The sequence below is a fragment of the Brevundimonas sp. Leaf168 genome (assembly GCF_001423685.1).
Lineage (GTDB): Bacteria > Pseudomonadota > Alphaproteobacteria > Caulobacterales > Caulobacteraceae > Brevundimonas > Brevundimonas vesicularis_C.
In genome coordinates, this window is record NZ_LMOY01000001.1 from 748,749 (window position 1) to 764,742 (window position 15,994).

The 15,994-nt window shown below is 66.0% G+C and carries 16 protein-coding genes; 9 read left to right on the plus strand and 7 right to left on the minus strand.

The window, feature by feature from the left end:
* The first annotated feature begins 22 nt into the window (after positions 1–22).
* Positions 23–2,437 (plus strand): penicillin-binding protein 1A, encoded by a 2,415-nt coding sequence (locus tag ASF81_RS03705; protein ID WP_055804869.1) that lies wholly within the window; start codon positions 23–25, stop codon positions 2,435–2,437.
* A gap of 118 nt (positions 2,438–2,555) precedes the next feature.
* A protein-coding gene (gene prfB, locus ASF81_RS03710) for a peptide chain release factor 2 (protein WP_156363123.1) occupies positions 2,556–3,678 on the plus strand; the annotation gives its coding sequence in 2 pieces (ribosomal slippage) (positions 2,556–2,624 and positions 2,626–3,678; 1,122 coding nt in all).
* Between the two features lie 75 nt (positions 3,679–3,753).
* On the opposite strand, the gene ASF81_RS03715 is transcribed toward prfB, so the two are convergent.
* The 4 genes from ASF81_RS03715 to ASF81_RS03730 all read right to left on the minus strand — a co-directional run bounded on the left by ASF81_RS03715 (position 3,754) and on the right by ASF81_RS03730 (position 6,675).
* Positions 3,754–4,299: a polymer-forming cytoskeletal protein gene (locus ASF81_RS03715; RefSeq protein WP_082503411.1), complete on the minus strand. Its 546-nt coding sequence runs from the start codon at positions 4,297–4,299 to the stop codon at positions 3,754–3,756.
* A gap of 114 nt (positions 4,300–4,413) precedes the next feature.
* Complete coding sequence (locus ASF81_RS03720; protein WP_055804877.1) at positions 4,414–4,878, minus strand: peroxiredoxin; 465 nt, start codon at positions 4,876–4,878, stop codon at positions 4,414–4,416.
* Positions 4,878–6,131: a tyrosine--tRNA ligase gene (gene tyrS / locus ASF81_RS03725; protein ID WP_055804882.1), complete on the minus strand. Its 1,254-nt coding sequence runs from the start codon at positions 6,129–6,131 to the stop codon at positions 4,878–4,880. The genes ASF81_RS03720 and tyrS overlap by 1 nt, the downstream gene beginning before the upstream one ends.
* Positions 6,132–6,459: 328 nt before the next feature.
* Positions 6,460–6,675, minus strand: a complete 216-nt coding sequence (locus ASF81_RS03730) for a DUF4287 domain-containing protein (protein ID WP_055804885.1) — start codon at positions 6,673–6,675, stop codon at positions 6,460–6,462.
* Positions 6,676–6,776: 101 nt separating this feature from the next.
* Here ASF81_RS03730 and ASF81_RS03735 point away from each other — a divergent pair, with 101 nt between their 5' ends.
* The 4 genes from ASF81_RS03735 (at position 6,777) to ahpF (ending at position 10,901) form a co-directional block, all read left to right on the plus strand.
* Positions 6,777–7,298: a DOMON-like domain-containing protein gene (locus ASF81_RS03735; RefSeq protein WP_055804888.1), complete on the plus strand. Its 522-nt coding sequence runs from the start codon at positions 6,777–6,779 to the stop codon at positions 7,296–7,298.
* The gene (locus ASF81_RS03740) at positions 7,295–8,497 is read left to right on the plus strand and encodes an exo-beta-N-acetylmuramidase NamZ domain-containing protein (protein ID WP_055804891.1); all 1,203 of its coding nucleotides are present in this window, start codon (positions 7,295–7,297) and stop codon (positions 8,495–8,497) included. The genes ASF81_RS03735 and ASF81_RS03740 overlap by 4 nt, the downstream gene beginning before the upstream one ends.
* A 108-nt stretch (positions 8,498–8,605) precedes the next feature.
* Positions 8,606–9,169 carry an alkyl hydroperoxide reductase subunit C gene (gene ahpC / locus ASF81_RS03745; RefSeq protein ID WP_017504020.1) on the plus strand — a complete coding sequence of 188 codons (564 nt, stop codon included), beginning with the start codon at positions 8,606–8,608 and terminating at the stop codon, positions 9,167–9,169.
* A gap of 142 nt (positions 9,170–9,311) precedes the next feature.
* Positions 9,312–10,901 carry an alkyl hydroperoxide reductase subunit F gene (ahpF, locus tag ASF81_RS03750; protein ID WP_055804894.1) on the plus strand — a complete coding sequence of 530 codons (1,590 nt, stop codon included), beginning with the start codon at positions 9,312–9,314 and terminating at the stop codon, positions 10,899–10,901.
* A gap of 4 nt (positions 10,902–10,905) precedes the next feature.
* Here the strand turns inward: ahpF and ASF81_RS03755 are convergent, their stop codons facing one another.
* The 3 genes from ASF81_RS03755 to ASF81_RS03765 all read right to left on the minus strand — a co-directional run bounded on the left by ASF81_RS03755 (position 10,906) and on the right by ASF81_RS03765 (position 12,744).
* On the minus strand, positions 10,906–11,160 hold the full coding sequence (locus ASF81_RS03755) for a YdeI/OmpD-associated family protein (protein WP_055805428.1): 255 nt from the start codon (positions 11,158–11,160) through the stop codon (positions 10,906–10,908).
* A gap of 41 nt (positions 11,161–11,201) precedes the next feature.
* Entirely contained in the window at positions 11,202–12,020 is an 819-nt protein-coding gene (locus tag ASF81_RS03760) for a transporter (RefSeq protein ID WP_055804898.1), read from the minus strand.
* A gap of 73 nt (positions 12,021–12,093) precedes the next feature.
* Positions 12,094–12,744, minus strand: a complete 651-nt coding sequence (locus ASF81_RS03765) for an alpha/beta hydrolase (RefSeq protein WP_017504016.1) — start codon at positions 12,742–12,744, stop codon at positions 12,094–12,096.
* A 158-nt stretch (positions 12,745–12,902) separates the two neighbouring features.
* Here ASF81_RS03765 and ASF81_RS03770 point away from each other — a divergent pair, with 158 nt between their 5' ends.
* From ASF81_RS03770 to sufB, 3 genes are read left to right on the plus strand one after another with little or no spacing between them, the layout of a single operon-like run.
* Positions 12,903–13,382, plus strand: a complete 480-nt coding sequence (locus ASF81_RS03770; protein ID WP_055753471.1) for an Rrf2 family transcriptional regulator — start codon at positions 12,903–12,905, stop codon at positions 13,380–13,382.
* Positions 13,379–14,518, plus strand: coding sequence for a cysteine desulfurase family protein (locus ASF81_RS03775; RefSeq protein ID WP_055804901.1), 1,140 nt, complete (start codon positions 13,379–13,381; stop codon positions 14,516–14,518). Before ASF81_RS03770 ends, ASF81_RS03775 begins: the two co-directional genes overlap by 4 nt.
* Positions 14,518–15,984, plus strand: a complete 1,467-nt coding sequence (sufB, locus tag ASF81_RS03780; protein WP_055804904.1) for a Fe-S cluster assembly protein SufB — start codon at positions 14,518–14,520, stop codon at positions 15,982–15,984. The genes ASF81_RS03775 and sufB overlap by 1 nt, the downstream gene beginning before the upstream one ends.
* The last annotated feature ends 10 nt before the right edge of the window (positions 15,985–15,994 follow it).

Consider the following 15,994-nt stretch of genomic DNA (forward strand, 5'->3'; position numbering starts at 1 on the left):
GGGCGCGTCGTCGGAGTACGCAGTGAAGATTGCCGAACGCTGGTTCGTGTGGGCGGGCATGGTTCTGCTGGGCGGCATCGCCCTGGCGGGGTTGGTCGTCGCCGTCTATGCCGCGTGGCTGTTCCACGACCTGCCTGATGCGTCGGAGCTGGCGGACTATCGACCGCCGACCGCGACGCGCGTCTATGCCGGCGACGGCACCCTGATCGGCGAGTTTTCGGATGAGCGCCGGATTTATGTCTCCTACGACCAGATTCCCCAGCCGGTGATCCACGCCTTCCTGGCAGCCGAAGATCGCAACTTCTTCCAGCATGGCGGCATCGACGTGGGCGGCATCGGCCGCGCGTCGCTGAAGAACGTCTTCAACCTGGCGTCGGGACGTCGATTGGAAGGCGGTTCGACCATCACCCAGCAGGTGGCCAAGAACGTCCTGCTGACCAACGAATCCAGCCTGAACCGCAAGCTGAAGGAAGCCATCCTGGCCAATCGCCTGGAGGCGACCCTGTCCAAGGAACAGATCCTCGAGCTGTATCTGAACGAAATCTTCCTGGGCTATCGCTCGTTCGGCATCGCTTCGGCGGCCTACAACTATTTCGGCAAGTCGCTGGCGCAGCTGACGCCCGACGAAGCCGCCTTCCTGGCGTCCCTGCCCAAGGGGCCGAACAACTATCACCCCAAGCGTCACCCCGGCGCAGCCAAGGGCCGTCGTGACTGGGTGCTGGGCGAGATGGAGCAGAGCGGCTGGCTGACGCCTGAACAACTGGTCGAGGCCCGCGCCAAGCCTCTGGTCACGCGCGATGCGCCGCAACGGTCGGATTACAAGGACGCCGACTTCTTCGTCGAGGAGGCGCGCCGCCAGGCCGCCGCCAACCCCCAGTTCGGCGAGCAGTTGCGCGCCGGCGGCTTCTATATGCGCACAACCCTGGACCCGACGCTGCAGACGGCGGCGCGTCGGGCCCTGATGCAGGGGCTCGAAAACTACGACCGTCGTCACGGCTGGCGCGGCGGCTGGGGTACGACCGACTTCGCCGACGGCTGGCAGGCGGTCGCGCTGAAGGAACAGGCGCCGCCCGAGCGCCGCAGCTGGCAGGCCGCCGCCATCGAAAGCGTCAGCGGCAACACGGTGCGCATCCGCACGGCCCGCGACGACACGTCCGGCACGCTGCTGGCGTCGGACGCCGCCTGGGCCAACGCCAATCGTCAGCTGAAACGCGGCGAACTGATCTTCGTGGAGCCGCAGGGCGGCCAGTTCGCCCTGAAGCAGGTGCCGCGCGTCAACGGCGCGCTCGTCGCCATCGAGCCGCAGTCCGGCCGCGTGCTGGCGATGGTCGGCGGCTACTCCTACGCGCTGTCCAGCTTCAACCGGGCGACCCAGGCGCGCCGCCAACCGGGTTCGGCGTTCAAACCCTTCGTCTATGCGACGGCGCTGGAGGGCGACTTCACCCCCGCTTCGATCGTGCTGGATGCGCCGATCAGCTTCGCCGGCGGTCCTAACGGCACGCGCTGGACGCCAGAGAACTACAGCCGCCAATACTATGGCCCTCAGACGCTGCGGCGCGGGCTGGAGCTGTCGCGCAACGTCATGACGGTGCGGTTGGCCCAGTCGGTCGGGATGAAGAAAATCGTCGATCAGTCGGCCAAGATGGGTCTGCCGGGCATGACGCCGAACCTGTCGGTGTCGCTGGGCGCCGGCGAGGTCACGCCGCTGGAGATCACGGCCGCCTATTCCGCCTTCGCCAACGGCGGGCGGCGGGTGACGCCCTATCTGATCGACTATGTGCAGGACCGCGACGGCGAGACCATCTTCCGCGCCGACAACCGCAGCTGCCGCGAATGCGGACGCGGCTTCTCGGGCCAGGAATCCCCGCGTCTGCAGCAGCGCGGAACGCAGGTCATCGACCCGATCACAGCCTATCAGATGAGCTCCATGCTGGAAGGCGTCGTTCAGCGGGGCACCGCGGCCAGCGCGCGCGGCCTGGGTCCGTGGGTCGCGGGCAAGACCGGCACAACCAACGAATATCGCTCGGCCTGGTTCGTGGGCTTCACCACCGACATCGTGGTCGGCGTCTTCATCGGCTTTGACGACAACCGCTCTTTGGGATCCGGAGAAGCCGGCGCCTCGGCCGCCGTGCCGGTCTTCACGGAGTTCATGCAGACGGCGTTGAAGGAAAGGCCGGCTCGCCCGTTCGTGCGGCCCAAGAACGCCATCTTCCGCACCGTCAACGGCATTGAGGAGGCCTTCCGCCCCGGCACCGAGCGCCAGGCCCCGCCGCCGCGCCCGACCGGCCCGGCCCAGCCCGTCGGACCGCAGAACTACTATGAGGTGATCCGCCGCGAGCAGGAGGCCGCCAGCGGCGCGCCCGCCTCGTCGCCCGCGCCCACCGCGCCGCCGCCCCCCAAGAAGGCGCCGGCCGAGGACTTGAGCGGATTGTACTGAGGCTCTAGGTAGGCCTCTCGAAAGGCGCGTCCTCGTGGCGCGCCGTTTTCCATTAATCCTGCCCTGTCGCGCGGCTGTGGGTCGCGCTGCTTAAGGGCATTGTGTCGCGGAGATTGCGATGAGACCGGATGTCGAGGCCATGAAGGCCGACATCGAGCAGAGCGTCGCTCTGCTCAGGAGGCGTCTTTGACTGGGATGTCGCTCTAAGAAAGCTCGATGAGCTGAACGCGCGGGTCGAGGATCCGACGCTGTGGGACAAGCCCGACGAGGCCCAGGCCGTCAGCCGCGAACGCTCGCAGCTGGAAGGCAAGATCAACACCGTCAAGGCGATGGAGCAGGACCTCGACGACGGGGTGATGCTGGCCGAGATGGCGGACGAGGAAGGCGACGAGGGCGCGCTGGAAGACGCCCGCGCGTCGCTGCGCGGCATCAAGGAGCGCGCCGCCCGCGCCGAGCTGGAAGCCCTGTTGTCCGGCGAGGCTGACGGTAACGACGCCTATCTGGAAGTGAACTCCGGCGCCGGCGGCACCGAGTCGAACGACTGGGCCGGCATGCTGCTGCGCATGTACTCCCGCTGGGCCAAGGCGCACGGCTATGAGGTCACGATCGAGGCGCACGAAGAGGGCGAACAGGCGGGGGTCAAGTCGGCCACCATCCTGATTGAAGGCCCCAACGCCTATGGCTGGCTGAAGTCGGAATCGGGCGTGCACCGCTTGGTCCGCATCAGCCCCTATGACGCGGCGGCCAAGCGCCACACCAGCTTCGCCTCTATCGGGGTGTCGCCGGTCGTGGACGACGCGATCGAGATCGACATCAACCCCTCGGACGTGCGCACCGACACCTACCGCGCCTCGGGCGCAGGCGGTCAGCACATCAACAAGACCGACTCGGCCGTGCGCCTGACGCACACCCCGACCAACACCGTCGTGGCCTGCCAGGCCGGCCGGTCGCAGCACCAAAACCGCGAGATGGCGTGGAAGATGCTGCGCGCGCGCCTGTACGAGTTGGAACTGCAAAAGCGGGAGGCGGCGGCTCAGGCGCTGGCCGACGCCAAGACCGACATCGGGTGGGGCCACCAGATCCGCTCCTATGTCCTGCAGCCCTATCAGATGGTGAAGGACCTGCGGACCGAGGTTGAAACCTCGGACACCCAAGGGGTGCTGGACGGCGACCTGGACGCCTTCATGGGCGCGGCCCTGGCCCAGCGGGTCGGCGAGACCCGCGGATCGAGCGTGGACTGACGGAAAAGGGCGGCTCCGAAGAGCCGCCCTTTTGGTCTTGGGCTTCCGGCCTTGCGGCCGTTCGCTTCGAGGCGGTCAGGCGGCGGTCTTGTCCGCCTTGTCGGCCTTCGGCGAGGGAGCTTCCAGCATGGCGGCGCCGGGGGTGTCGCGCTTGGCCTGGTTGCAGCGGCCCTGGAACCAGGCGCCCTGGTCGATGGCGAGTTGCTCTTGCGTGATGTCGCCCTCGACGCGGGCGGTGGCGTGAAGCTTGACCTGTTTGGCGACGATGGCGCCGGAGACGCGGCCGCGCACGTCAAGGACGTCGGCATGGACCGTGCCCTCGACTGAGCCGCCTTCGCCGATCACGACGCGCGAGACGCGGACGTCGCCCTTCAGCGAGCCGTCAACCTGAAGCTCGCCGGCGCCGGAGATGTTGCCTTCGTATTTCACGCCGGCCGAGAGTGTCGACAGGTTGCTGGACCGGGCCGCTGGACGGGCCGGTTCAGGCGCGCGCGGCGCAGGCGTTGTCGCGGGCAGGGACGGCGTGCTCGCAGCCGTCGGCGTGGGCGTGGTCGGTTCGGGCGCCGGGGGGATGCCCAGGCCGTTAGATCCGCTGTCGTAGGATTTGCTCTTGGTGAACATGGTGCGCTCCGCATCTGCCAGCCAAGGCCGGCCAAGCCCCTATTAGCCCCGACGCCCACTAGGCCGTGGAGGAGGGGCCAAGGTCAAGCATCGCTTCCGAACGGCGCTCGCTGATCACAGGGCCCTGGCGGCCTCCAGCACGGCGGCGGCGTGGTCGGCGACCTTCACATTGCGCCAGGCCTTGGCGACGCGGCCCTCGGCGTCGATCAGGAAGGTGGCCCGCTCGATGCCCATATATTCGCGGCCGTAGAGCTTCTTCTGCACCCAGACGCCCCAACCCTCGCAGGCGCCGCCGTCCTCGTCGGAGGCGAGGGTGACGGCGAGATCGTATTTGGCCTTGAACCTGTCGTGCTTCTTCACCGTGTCCTTGGACACGCCGATGACCGGGACGCCCAGGGCGGCGAAGTCGGGAGCCAGGGCGGTGAAGTCCTGTGCCTCGCGCGTGCAGCCGGTCGTGTCGTCCTTGGGGTAGAAATAGACGACCGCGGGCTTGCCCACCAGGGCGGCGAGGGTGACGCGGCCGCCGCCATCCGTGGGCAGGTCGAGGGCGGGCGCGGGTTGACCTTCGGCGGCGGACATCAGACGGGCCTCACCAGAACGATCTTTTTCTTGCCGGCCGCCAGTTTGATGACGCCGTCCTTGAGGTCGGCCTCGGTCAGCAGTTGGGCGCCGTCGGACACCGCGGCGTCGTTCAGACGCAGGCCGCCGCCCTGGGCCAGGCGACGGGCCTCGCCGTTGGAGGCCGTCAGGCCGGCCTTCGTCACGACAGCGGCGATCATGGCGCCGTAGACCTCGGCCGACGACAGTTCGACGGTCGGCAGGTCGGCGGACAGCTGGCCTTTTTCGAAGGTGCTCTCGGCGGCGGCGCGGGCGGTTGCGGCGGCCTCGGCGCCGTGCAGCATGGTCGTCGCGGCGTCGGCGAGGGCCTTTTTGGCGTCGTTGATGGCCGCGCCTTCCAGCGACTCGTAGCTGGCGATTTCGACGTCCGTCAGGTCCGTGAACAGGCGCATGAAGCGGCCCACGTCTCCATCCTCCGTGTTGCGCCAATATTGCCAGTAGTCATAGGGCGACAGGGCGTCGGCATTCAGCCAGACGGCGCCGCCCACGGTCTTGCCCATTTTCTGGCCCGAGGCGGTGGACAGCAGCGGTGTGGTCAGGCCGAAGGCGGTCTTCTGATCCACCTTGCGGGTCAGTTCGACGCCGTTGATGATGTTGCCCCACTGGTCCGATCCGCCCATCTGCAGCGTGCACCCGTAGCGGCGATTCAGCTCCAGGAAGTCGGTGGCCTGCATCAGCATGTAGTTAAATTCGAGGAAGGTCAGCGGCTGCTCGCGTTCCAGACGCAGCTTGACGGAATCGAAGCTGAGCATCCGGTTGACGGTGAAATGCGTGCCGTAGTCGCGCAGAAATTCCAGGTAGCCCAGCTTGGACAGCCATTCGTCGTTGTCGACCATGATGGCGTCCGACGGACCTTCGCCGAAGGTCAGGAACTTTTCAAACACGCCTTTGATGCCAGCGATGTTCTCGGCGATCCGCTCTTCGGTCAGCAGGGGACGCTGGGTGTCCTTGAAGCTGGGGTCGCCCACCTTGGTGGTGCCGCCGCCCATCAGGACGATGGGCTTGTGTCCGGCTTGCTGCAGGCGACGCAGCAGCATGATCTGGATCAGGTGTCCGACGTGCAAAGATGGGGCGGTGGCGTCAAAGCCGATATAACCGGTGACCACGCCCGCGGCGGCCGCCGCATCCAGTTCGGCCGGATGGGTGATCTGATGGATATAGCCTCGCGCCTGCATGGTGCGGAGGAAGTCGGATTTGAAGGCGTGTTCGGTCATGGTGAGGCTGGGTTAGCAGGGATGACGAGGGTCGTCTTCCCCTAGTCGAGGCGGCGTCGGCTGTTCAGACGGTGAGGATGAAAAACACCGTCTAAAGTGTCTAATTCGTCTAATCTCGGTCGGCGCGAAACTGCACGGCGACGCGAAAACGTGTGCAAAAAGCAAGATGGTGCAATTTCAGGCGGAGCGGCTTTGGGCATGGCTCGCCCATTGTACGACCGTTTTGCAGAGTGACAGGGTAAGCGCTGCTGCTTCGTCTCAAAACCTTGTTTTGTCATGATATATCTGGCGGAAATACTAAGGTTAGTGTGACTTTTGAGCGTGGCCGCTACTTCAATCCGTCCTGCGCCAACGTGTAGGCGACCACGGCGTTGGCGTGGCCGTGGCCCATGCCGTGCCCGTCCTTGAGAATGGAAATCAACTCCATGTGCCGGGCGGGGTAGCCGTCGCGCACAATCTGCTGCCAATGGGAAATAGGATGGCCGTAGGTCTTCTCGATTGAGGGGAAGTATGACGCCGGACCCTTCACGGGATTGTCGGGCATGAGGTTCTCCGTTTCCAGAACCGATACTATCGCAACGCGCGGTGAGCGTCACGGCGATGCATGAGCGTTGACCGTGCGCGTTGCTTCGATACGAAGGCTCTATGCGCCTGCCTTTGATCCCGCACCCGACATCCAGCCCGGCGGGGCTGACGCTGGAGGTCGAAGCGCGGCGAGCCGGGCGGGTGCTGAGCCTGGAGTATGTGCTGGCCGGACCGGTGGAGCGGGTGTGGCGGCCGGAGGCGGCGGCGCGGGTGCGGACGGATGGGCTGTGGCGGGCGACCTGTTTCGAGGCGTTCGTTCGCACCGAGGCGGGCGGCTATGTCGAATACAATCTGTCGCCGTCGGGGGCGTGGGCGGCCTATCGGTTCGACGGCTATCGCGAGGGGATGTGGGAGCTGGAGATGCCCGCGCCCTTCATCGTGACGCGGTCGGCGCCCGGACAATTCGTGCTGACGGCGGACGTGACCTTGCCCGAAGACGCGGGCGATGCCGTGGGGCTGATTTCGGGGGTTGCGGCGGTGATCCGGGGCGTGGACGGGGCGATCGGCTATTGGGCGCTGGCGCATCCTTCGGATAAGCCCGACTTTCATCATCCCGACTCGTTCGCGCTGGACCTGACATGAACTTCGGCCTCGACCGCCTTTTGTCCGACGACGCCCTGAGGGCGCAGCTGAAGGGGCGACGCGTGGCCTTGCTGGCGCATCCGGCGTCGGTGACGAAGGATCTGACCCATGCGGTCGACGCCCTGGCCGCCTGTCCCGAGATCCGGCTGACCGCCGCCTTTGGCCCGCAGCACGGGATGAAGGGCGATCTGCAGGACAATATGATGGAGAGCCCGGATTATCGCGATCCGGTCCACGGCTTTCCCGTCTTCAGCCTGTACGGCGAGGTGCGGCGGCCGCGCGACGAATGGATGGCCGAGTTCGACGTGCTGCTGGTCGATCTGCAGGACCTGGGCTGCCGAATCTACACCTATGTGACGACCCTTCTGTACGTACTGGAGGCGGCGGCGAAACACGGCAAGACGGTCTGGGTGCTGGACCGGCCCAATCCGGCGGGACGGCCGGTCGAGGGGATGACGCTGAAGCCCGGCTGGGAAAGCTTCGTCGGGGCCGGGCCGATGCCGATGCGGCACGGCATGACGATGGGCGAATTGGGCCTGTGGTTCATCGACCAGTTCAAGCTGGATGTGGATTATCGGGTGGTGGAGATGCAGGGCTGGGCGCCCGAGGCGGGGCCGGGTTTCGGCTGGCCGCTGCTGGACCGGTCATGGGTCAATCCCAGCCCGAATGCGCCGAACCTGTCGATGGCGCGCGCCTATGCGGGCACGGTGATGCTGGAAGGCGCGACCCTGTCGGAAGGGCGGGGGACGACACGGCCGCTGGAGCTGTTCGGGGCGCCGGACATCGACGCGCGGGCGGTGATCGCGGAGATGCAGACGCTGGCGCCGCAATGGTTGGGCGGCTGCGTCTTGCGCGACATGTGGTTCGAGCCGACCTTCCACAAGCACGTCGGAAAGCTGTGCAGCGGGGTGCAGATCCATGTCGATCACCCCGGCTATAACCACGCCGCCTTCAAGCCGTGGCGGGTTCAGTCCCTGGGCTTCAAGGCGATCCGGCGGCTGTATCCCGATTACGATCTGTGGCGAGATTTTCCGTATGAATATGCGTTCGGCAAACTGCCCATCGACGTGATCAACGGCGGGCCGGGCCTGCGGGAATGGGTGGACGACTCAGGCGCGACGCCTGGCGATCTGGACGCGGCGACGACGCCGGACGAGGCGGCGTGGGAAGAGGCGCGTCGGCCGTTCCTGCTCTACTGAGCAGCCATAACCAAAATCTATTGCGCATCTGCAAATAAGTGATTGGGCTTATTTGGTGCGATGCGGTAGGGAGAGCGCCTCCCAACCACCTTGCATTGGATTTTGCGCATGGCCCTCATCAACACGACCATCAAACCCTTTACGGCCGAAGCCTATAAGGGCGGCAAATTCCTGACGGTCACGGACGCCGACGTCGCGGGCAAGTGGGCGATCTTCTTCTTCTATCCGGCCGACTTCACCTTCGTGTGCCCGACCGAACTGGAAGACCTGGCTGACCACTACGCCGAGTTCCAGAAGCTGGGCGTCGAGATCTATTCGGTGTCGACCGACACCCACTTCTCGCACAAGGCCTGGCACGACTCGTCGCCGGCGATCGGCAAGATCGAATACACGATGCTGGGCGACCCGTCGGGCCTGGTGACCAACAACTTCGACGCCATGCGACCGGGCGTGGGCCTGGCCGACCGCGCGACCTTCCTGGTCGATCCGGACGGCGTGATCCAGTTCACCGAGACGACGTCGGAAGGCATCGGCCGCAACGCCGCCGAACTGCTGCGCAAGGTCAAGGCCGCCCAGTATGTGCGTTCGCACCCCGGTGAAGTCTGCCCGGCCAAGTGGGAAGAAGGCGAAGCCACCTTGGCCCCGTCGCTCGACCTCGTCGGCAAGATCTAAGACTGACTACGCCTATCGGGTCCGGCCTTCGGGTCGGACCCACCCGGCCGCCTCCCAAATGCGGGACGCGGACCTTATCGCGCAGGCCTCGCCGGGATCGGCTCGAAGGCGGCGCGTTACCCTGAAATTTGAGGAGCATCCGATGCTAGACGCCAATCTGAAATCCCAGCTCGAAGCCTACCTCAAGAACATCGTCCATCCCGTCGAACTGGTCGCCTCGCTGGGCGCGGGGCCCAAGTCGATCGAGCTGAAGGCCCTGCTGGAGGAGATCGTGTCGGTCTCGCACGGCAAGGTGGAGATGGGCCGCGACTATGACGACGAGCGCCAGCCCAGCTTCCTGATCCGGCGCAAGGGCACGGACATCGGGGTGCGGTTCGCGGGCATTCCGCTGGGCCACGAGTTCACCTCGCTGGTGCTGGCCCTGCTGCACGTCGGCGGCCATCCGTCCAAGGCGGCGCAGGAGGTGATCCAGCAGGTCAGGGACTTGGACGGCGACTATGTGTTCGAGACCTATTTCTCGCTGTCCTGCCAGAACTGCCCGGACGTCGTGCAGGCGCTGAACCTGATGAGCGTGATCAATCCGCGCATCAAACACGTCGCCATCGAAGGCGGCCTGTTCAAGGACGAGGTCGAGGAACGCAAGATCATGGCCGTGCCGACGGTCTTCCTGAACGGCGAGCTGTTCGGTCAGGGCCGGATGGAGTTGGAGCAGATCGTCGCCAAGCTGGATTCCGGCGCCGAAGCCCGCGCGGCCGAGCGGCTGAAGTCCAAGGATCCGTTCGAGGTTCTGGTGGTCGGTGGTGGGCCGGCCGGGGCGGCGGCCGCCATCTATACGGCGCGCAAGGGCATTCGCACGGGCGTCGTCGCCGAACGCTTCGGCGGTCAGGTGCTGGACACGATGGCGATCGAGAACTTCGTCTCGGTCCCCTACACTGAAGGGCCCAAGCTGGCGGCCCATCTGGAGCAGCATGTCCGCGAGTATGAAGTGGACTTGATGAACCTGCAGAAGGCGGCCAAGCTGATCCCGGCCAAGGTTGCGGGCGGCCTGCATGAGGTGGTGCTGGAGAACGGCGCATCGCTGAAATCGCGGACAGTCATCCTGTCGACCGGTGCGCGCTGGCGCCAGATGAACGTGCCGGGCGAGGAGCAGTACAAGAATAAGGGCGTGGCCTATTGCCCGCACTGCGACGGGCCGCTGTTCAAGGGCAAGCGGGTGGCGGTGATCGGCGGCGGCAACTCGGGCGTCGAGGCGGCGATCGACCTGGCGGGCATCGTGGCCCATGTGACCCTGATCGAATACGACAGCGAGCTGCGGGCCGATGCGGTGCTGCAGCGAAAGCTGGCGACCCTGCCGAACGTGCGGATTGTGACCTCGGCCCTGACGACCCAGGTGCATGGCGACGGCGACAAGGTGACGGGCCTGTCCTACAAGGACCGCAACTCCGACGCCCATCACGACGTCGATCTGGAAGGCATCTTCGTGCAAATCGGTCTGGTCCCGAACACCGAATGGCTGCACGGCGCGGTGGGCCTGACCCCGCGCGGCGAGATCGAGGTGGATCACCGCGGCGAGACCTCGCAGCCGGGCATCTTTGCGGCGGGCGACGCGACGACCGTGCCCTACAAGCAGATCGTCATCGCCATGGGCGAAGGCTCTAAGGCGGGGCTGTCGGCCTTCGACTACATGATCCGTACCGAACCGGCGAAAGAGGCGGTGGCCGAACCGGCGTGATCGCTTAACGGTGAGGGCAACCGGGCCAGCAGCAGGGGCGGCGTTTGCCGTCGGTCAAGCTCGCCCGGCCCCAATCCAGCCGTTTGCGCCGGGTTTCCGACTTCTTGGCGGTCTCGATCCAGCATATCCATTCGTTGCGGGCCAGGGGCGTGATGTCGCGCCAGGTCGCCAAGGCGTCCGGCGCGGCGACCAACGACGCGCGCAGGTCGTCAGGCAAGTCATGAACCACGCCGCCGGGGATGTCGGTCGCATCTGCCATGCCCATTTGTCGCAGCGACAGGTCTGGTCCGCAACGGCGCATTAGAACCGACGTGCGAGACCGACACCGAACTCCACATCCGGGCTGTCGTCGTTCAGGCCGAAGTTGAGACCGAAATCCAGTTGGGCGTCGGGCAGGAACGGGGGCGACCAGACGGCGGTCAGGTCGAAGGTGGACTGGGTGGTCGCTTCCACCGGATCATCGTCGCGGCTAACCCAAAGCTCGGCACCCAGATCCCAGCGGCCGAAGCCGCGGCCGACGCCGGCGACCATCGTGTAGGCGGCGTGCCGGCCGTCCCCGTCCGCGTCCGAGACCCAATCGACTTCGGGTGACAAAGCCAGGCTCCAGTCGTCGTTCAGCGGGATGGAGACCGGCAGGATGACGCCGCCCTCGAAACCGTCGGCGCGAATGCCGCGCGCACCGGTCGGCGCGGTGATGAAGCCGGAAATCGCGACGGACAGGCCCGAGCCATCCGGGTTTTTCAGAGAATGGCGCAGGCCGAGACTGAGATCGCCGACGCCTTCGTTCACATCACGATCGCCGGTCGCGCGGTCGAGAATGCGTTCGTGGTTCCAGGTCGTGAGTCCGACTTGAAGCTCAGTCAGGCCGGTCAGGCCATAGCGCACGAACAGGTCACCGGCGTCCCAGGTGTCGGTCCGTGTCGTGCCGTCCGTCTGACGCGCGCCGTCGAACAGGCCGAGTTCGACCTGCCAGCGGCCTTTGTCGAGGATACAGGTCGGGGTGCCCTTGCCGGGGCGATCGGCGCAGAAATCGCGCTCTTGCGCGGGAGTCGACTGAGCCGCAACGGCCGTGGGCAAGGCCAGGGAGGCGATCAAGGCGATCAGAAGGGGCGGACGCATGGCGGATCTCGTAGCGATGTCTCGCCCGATCATGCCGCCCGCGCCTTAATCAGCCGTGACGCCAAGCCGGATACTAGGCCGGCTTTTCTTCCAGACGCTTGTCCAGATAGGCACCGACGCGGGTTTCGACCGCGCTCATGTGGTCCTGCCAGAAGTGGCTGGCGCCCTCTTCCAGTTCGTAGTCGATGATGATGCCCTTTTGGGTGCGCAGCTTGTTGACCACGCGCTCGACCTCGACCGGCGGGACGATGGTGTCGGCCGTGCCGTGCAGGAACAGGCCGGACGCAGGGCAGGGCGCCAGGAAGCTGAAGTCATACATGTTCGACGGCGGCGAGACGGAGATGAAGCCGTCCGTCTCGGGGCGACGCATCAGAAGCTGCATGCCGATATAGGCGCCGAACTGATAGCCGGCGACCCAGGTCTGGCTGGCGCCGGGGTTGTTGGCCTGAAGCCAGTCGAGGGCCGTGGCGGCGTCCGCCAGTTCGCCGATGCCCGAATCGAACTCGCCCTGCGACTTGCCGACGCCGCGCGAGTTGTAGCGCAGGGTCGCAAAGCCGCGCTGCTGGAACAGCTGGTGCAGGGTGACCGCGACCGGGTTGTTCATGTGCCCGCCCGCCTTGGGGTGCGGATGCAGGATCAGCGCGATCGGGGCATTCGGGCGCTTGCCCGGGGAATAGCGGCCTTCGATGCGACCGGAGGCGCCGGGCAGGATGACTTCAGGCATAGGGGCTCTGGAATCCGTTCAACTGTCATTTCGCGAGTGCGTAATACTTGACCGCAGAGGTGGGACTTTCTAAGTCCCTCCGCAAGCGCGCCGCCTTTGCGAAGGCGCGGGTTCTAGCACAGGAGCCCCGAAAAGCGCGCAATTTTTGAAGGTGCGAAATGCGTCTGTCGACCAAGGGACGATACGCCGTGATGGCGATGGCCGATCTGGCGAAGAATGGACGCGGCGAGAGCGGTGAAATCCGGGCGGTTTCGCTGGCCGAGATCGCCGCGCGCCAGGAGATTTCGCTGAGCTATCTGGAGCAGTTGTTCGCCCGTCTGAGGAAGAGCGAACTGGTCAAGAGCGTGCGCGGACCGGGCGGCGGATACCGCCTAGCCAAGGCGGCGCACGAGACGGTGGTCGCCGAGATCGTGCTGGCGGTGGATGAGCCGATCCGGGCGACGCGGTGCGTGGCGCATGGCTCGCCCAAGGGTTGCATGCTGGCCGGCGAACGCTGCATCACCCACAACCTTTGGGAAGACCTGGGCGACGAGATCCATCGCTATCTGGCGGGCGTTTCGCTGGAGGATGTGGTGATGAACCGCACGGGCCAGCGTCGGCGCAATGTCGAGCCTTCTGCCGTCGGGGTCGCGGCATGACCGGGGTTTATCTGGACTATAACGCCTCGGGCCTGGTGCGGCCCGAAGTGCTGGAGATCATGGCCAGGGCCCTGGCCGACAACGGCAATCCTTCGGCGGTCCATGCTGCGGGCCGGCGGGCGCGGGCGCGGGTCGAGACCGCGCGGGCGCAGGTCGCGGAGCTGGTCGGGGCCGATCCGACGGCGGTGGTGTTCAACTCGGGCGGCACCGAAGCGAACGCCCAGGGCATCGCCAGCGCGCTTGCGGCCGGTTGCGAGCGATTGATCGTGTCGGCGACCGAGCATCCGTGCGTGGCCGAGGCGGCTGCGAATGCGGGCGTAGCCGTAGAGGTTCTGCCGGTCGATGCAAACGGGGTGGTCGATCTGGACTGGCTGGCCGAGGCGCTGAGCCGTCCAGGCCGGGCCGTGGTCGCCATCCATCATGCGAACAACGAAAGCGGCGTCATTCAGCCGATCGCCGAGGCGGCGGCTCTGGTACGAGCAGCGGGCGGCTGGCTGCACGTTGATGCGATCCAGTCAGCGGGCAAGGTCGCGGTCGATATGCGCGCGCTGGACGCGGACACTTTGACTCTGTCGGCGCACAAGCTGGGCGGGGCGCAGGGCGTGGGCGCCCTGATCTTCAAGGCAGGCCTGTCGGGCGTGCGGATCCTGCACGGCGCGGGGCAGGAGCGGGGCCTGCGCGCCGGGACCGAGAACGTGCCGGGCATCGCCGGGTTCGGCGTCGCGGCCGATTGCGCCGCGCGGGATCTCGAGACGATGGCCTCGCACGTCGCCTGGCGCGATGCGGCCGAAGCCAAGGTCAAGGCCGCAGGCGCGACCATCATCGGCGGCGGCGCAGCGCGGCTGCCCAACACCCTGTTCATGGCCGTCGAGGGCTGGGACAGTCCGCAGCAGCTGATCACCTTGGACCTGACGGGCGTCATGGTGTCGGCCGGCTCGGCCTGTTCGTCGGGCAAGGTGAAGCCGTCCAAGACCATCAGCGCCATGGGCCTGAATGCGCTGGCGACCGGGGGCGTGCGCGTCTCCGGCGGCTGGGGCACGGTCGAGGGCGACTGGGCAAGGTTCGCCGACGCCTGGGTCGCCGCCTACAACAAGCACAAGACGCGCGCCGCCGAGCGCGTGAGAGAGGTCGCCTGATGGCCGCCGTCAAGGAAACCATCGACGCCGTCGCCGCGCTGGAGAAGTACGAGCACGGCTTCACGTCCGACATCGAGACGGAATATGCGCCCAAGGGACTGAGCGCCGCGATCGTGCGCTTCATTTCCGAAAAGAAGGGCGAGCCGGAATGGATGCTGGAATGGCGCCTGGCCGCCTATGAGCGCTGGCTGGCGATGGAAGAGCCGACCTGGGCGGCGGTCCGTTACGAGCCGGTCGATTATCAGGACCTGTTCTACTATGCGGCGCCCAAGAAGAAGGACGGGCCCAAGTCGCTGGACGAGGTCGATCCCGAGATCCTGGAAATCTACAAGAAGCTGGGCATCCCGCTGAAGGAGCAGGAGGTGCTGGCCGGGGTGCAAGGCGCGCCCAAGGTCGCCGTGGACGCCGTGTTCGACAGCGTGTCGGTGGTCACGACCTTCAAGGAGGAACTGGCCAAGGTGGGCGTGATTTTCATGCCGATTTCTGAGGCCTTGCGCGAATATCCTGATCTGGTGCGGCAATACTTGGGGTCGGTGGTGCCGGTCTCTGACAACTATTTCGCAGCGCTGAACAGCGCGGTCTTCTCGGACGGCTCGTTCGTCTACATCCCGCCGGGCGTGAAATGTCCGATGGAGTTGTCGACCTATTTCCGCATCAATGCGTCACAGACGGGCCAGTTCGAACGGACGCTGATCATCGCCGAGAAGGGGGCCTACGTCTCCTACCTCGAGGGCTGCACCGCGCCGATGCGCGACGAGAACCAGCTGCACGCGGCCGTGGTCGAGATCGTGGCGCTGGACGACGCCGAGGTGAAATATTCGACGGTCCAGAACTGGTATCCGGGCGACGCCGAGGGCAAGGGCGGCATCTACAACTTCGTGACCAAGCGCGCCGATTGCCGGGGCGATCGGTCCAAGGTCAGCTGGACGCAGGTCGAGACCGGATCGGCCGTGACCTGGAAATATCCGTCCTGCATCCTGAAGGGCGAAGAAAGCTCGGGCGAGTTCTATTCCATCGCCATCACCAACGGGCATCAGCAGGCCGACACCGGCACCAAGATGATCCACCTGGGCAAGAATTCGAAGTCGCGGATCATCGCCAAGGCGGTGTCGGCGGGGCAATCGGACTCGACCTATCGCGGTCTGGTGTCGGTGCATCCGAAGGCGACGGGGGTGCGCAACTTCACCCAGTGCGACAGCCTTCTGATCGGCAAGGAGTGCGGCTCGCATACCATCCCCTATATCGAGGCGCGCAACGGCTCGGCCCAGCTGGAGCACGAGGCGACGACGACGCGCCTGTCGGACGACCAACTGTTCTACGCCCAGCAGCGGGGCCTGTCGCAGGAGGAGGCGGTGGCCCTGCTGGTCAACGGCTTCGTCCGCGACGTGATGCAGAAATTGCCGATGGAGTTCGCCGTCGAGGCGCAGAAGCTGGTGGCGATCAGCCTCGAAGGCTCGGTTGGATAATCAAGAAGAA

Excerpts from the sequence above, each read along its gene's own strand:
- ASF81_RS03755 (WP_055805428.1), bottom strand. The coding sequence starts at position 11,160 with ATGGCAGATGCGACCGACATCCCCGGCGGCGTGGTTCATGACTTGCCT.
- ASF81_RS03740 (WP_055804891.1), top strand. The coding sequence starts at position 7,295 with ATGAACTTCGGCCTCGACCGCCTTTTGTCCGACGACGCCCTGAGGGCG.
- ASF81_RS03720 (WP_055804877.1), bottom strand. The coding sequence starts at position 4,878 with ATGTCCGCCGCCGAAGGTCAACCCGCGCCCGCCCTCGACCTGCCCACG.
- ASF81_RS03770 (WP_055753471.1), top strand. The coding sequence starts at position 12,903 with ATGCGTCTGTCGACCAAGGGACGATACGCCGTGATGGCGATGGCCGAT.
- ASF81_RS03775 (WP_055804901.1), top strand. The coding sequence starts at position 13,379 with ATGACCGGGGTTTATCTGGACTATAACGCCTCGGGCCTGGTGCGGCCC.
- ASF81_RS03735 (WP_055804888.1), top strand. The coding sequence starts at position 6,777 with ATGCGCCTGCCTTTGATCCCGCACCCGACATCCAGCCCGGCGGGGCTG.
- ASF81_RS03765 (WP_017504016.1), bottom strand. The coding sequence starts at position 12,744 with ATGCCTGAAGTCATCCTGCCCGGCGCCTCCGGTCGCATCGAAGGCCGC.
- ASF81_RS03715 (WP_082503411.1), bottom strand. The coding sequence starts at position 4,299 with ATGTTCACCAAGAGCAAATCCTACGACAGCGGATCTAACGGCCTGGGC.
- ASF81_RS03760 (WP_055804898.1), bottom strand. The coding sequence starts at position 12,020 with ATGCGTCCGCCCCTTCTGATCGCCTTGATCGCCTCCCTGGCCTTGCCC.
- ASF81_RS03730 (WP_055804885.1), bottom strand. The coding sequence starts at position 6,675 with ATGCCCGACAATCCCGTGAAGGGTCCGGCGTCATACTTCCCCTCAATC.
- ahpC (WP_017504020.1), top strand. The coding sequence starts at position 8,606 with ATGGCCCTCATCAACACGACCATCAAACCCTTTACGGCCGAAGCCTAT.
- sufB (WP_055804904.1), top strand. The coding sequence starts at position 14,518 with ATGGCCGCCGTCAAGGAAACCATCGACGCCGTCGCCGCGCTGGAGAAG.
- ahpF (WP_055804894.1), top strand. The coding sequence starts at position 9,312 with ATGCTAGACGCCAATCTGAAATCCCAGCTCGAAGCCTACCTCAAGAAC.
- tyrS (WP_055804882.1), bottom strand. The coding sequence starts at position 6,131 with ATGACCGAACACGCCTTCAAATCCGACTTCCTCCGCACCATGCAGGCG.